The 1801-nt window shown below is 55.5% G+C and carries 1 protein-coding gene and 2 pseudogenes; 2 read left to right on the top strand and 1 reads right to left on the bottom strand.

Annotated elements, in window-relative coordinates:
• Nucleotides 1–193: 193 nt before the first annotated feature.
• A complete protein-coding gene (locus tag ABIC51_RS40800; RefSeq protein ID WP_354007110.1) occupies nt 194–892 on the bottom strand; it encodes a response regulator in 699 nt (232 codons plus the stop codon).
• A gap of 327 nt (nt 893–1219) precedes the next feature.
• On the opposite strand from ABIC51_RS40800, the pseudogene ABIC51_RS40980 reads away from it, so the two are divergent.
• Nucleotides 1220–1455: pseudogene (locus ABIC51_RS40980) on the top strand (transposase); the annotation flags it as partial.
• A gap of 143 nt (nt 1456–1598) precedes the next feature.
• Nucleotides 1599–1715: pseudogene (locus tag ABIC51_RS40975) on the top strand (IS3 family transposase); the annotation flags it as partial.
• Between the last annotated feature and the right edge of the window lie 86 nt (nt 1716–1801).

Genomic DNA, 1801 nt, shown 5'->3' with positions numbered 1-1801 from the left:
CTGCTCAAAGATTGAGCAGGGCATTCAATCACGTGGGTCAAAATTCGATGAAAATTACTGCCTCAGGTGGGTCAGTTCTGCGTGGACATCAACAATGGAGCAGATCGAGTCAGTACGTAGGCCTGTAATCGAAGCAGGCCTGCGTACTCAAGCAACTGCACGGCAAGAACGCTTGGCTCGAAAGGTGGGGCGGCTACTTGTCTTGCTGATCGTCCGAATAGCGCATTGCGGCCGCTTCGCTGAGTGTGGCAAAGCCTTTTTCCGTCATATAGTGGATCAAATCAAAGTCGCGCGTGATGTTCAGCTTGCGCTTGGCGCTCTGCTTTTGCGCGCTTATGGTTTGCTTGGTGCGATTGCGCTGCTGTGCAATTTCATTGATGGTGAGGCCGGAGACGTACAGTCGCACTACCTCCGCTTCAAGTCGGGTTAACCTCGGGATGCCCGTGGCAATGTGCTTGCGGGAGCGCTTGGCACGCGGGACAAGCGCCTGTGGGGAAGGATCCACCGTCAGGGGGCCTTCCGCCACATTTCGGATCGCGGCCGCGATTTTCACCGGTGGCTCGCTTTTGCTGGCGACTGCGCGTGGACCGCGCTGATGTATCGCTTCCAGCAACGCGGGAGCTTCAATTGCCGTGTAGACGACAACGGCGATATCAGGATAGTGGCGGCGCAGGAGTTCCAGCCGCGCGAGGTCATCGCGAAGGCGTCCGCTGGGCATCGCGTAGTCGACAACGATCACATCGCAAGGCTGTGCGTCGAGCAAATCTACTAGCACAGTGGAGTTCTGTGCCTCCTCGATAATCCGAGTGCCTGGCAGATTGTCGACATGCATGCGAAGTCCGGCCATGATGGCGGAATGATCGTCGGCAAAGACGACGTTGAGGATTTTCATGGTGATGTAGGGTTTTCAACGAGGGAAATGTAGCGCATAAGCGAATGCATATCTCGTCTCCGGTAGCCGGCGGCATTGCTCCATATCAGGCTTCGCACGCGAAGCCGAGTGTGATGCATTGGACCGAATGACTCTGATACGCCGTCAATACATATCGACTTTATATTGAGATTAGTCGCGCGCACTGGGCCGGACAATATGACAAATGAGTGCCGAAGTTCGGATTTGTCCGATTTTTGGCGGATCTGCCCCCGACTCGAGAGGCAGTTCGGCTCAAAAGTAGAGAAAACCGTGCTGATGTTTCCAGGCGGACACGAAGGCCATGCCATGAAGAGGAGCAAGTTCACCGAAGAGCAGATCGCGTTTGCACCGAAGCCGGTGGAGTTGGGCACGAAGATCGAAGAGATTTGTTGCAGTTCGGGATCAGAGTAGCGACGTTCTACAACTGGAAGAAGAAGTTCCGAGGGCTGGGGCCCTCCGAACTACGCCGGATGCAGCAGCTTGAAGAGGAAGACGCGAAGCTGAAACGGCTGGCAGCAAATGTCAGTCTGAACAAGGCCATGTAGCTGGACGTCCTGGCAAAAGAACTCGAAAACCAGCCCGTCGGCGCATGTTAATCAACGAATCGCGCGGTCGCGATCGAACCAGCCTGACGAAGATCTGCGGCGTATCAAGGAGATCACAGCCACGCGCGTCTAAAGCGCTGTATCGTGCGGAAGGCCTGTCGTTGCGACATAAGCGCCCACGACGCAACAAATCGGTGCCGTTACGACAACCGAAGCATATCGTGACGGCGACCAATGAAATCTGGAGTATGGACTTCTCTATGGTCCACCCGCAAACCGCAAGCGCAGACTGGTGGCGATAGACGACTCGCGTTTATCTATCCGGCCTATAGCGATCCGATCG

Source organism: Burkholderia sp. 572 (genome assembly GCF_040545135.1).
Taxonomy (GTDB): Bacteria; Pseudomonadota; Gammaproteobacteria; order Burkholderiales; family Burkholderiaceae; genus Burkholderia; species Burkholderia cepacia.
The sequence above is the reverse complement of the archived record's forward strand: the minus strand, read 5'-3'. Positions and strand labels throughout refer to the sequence as shown.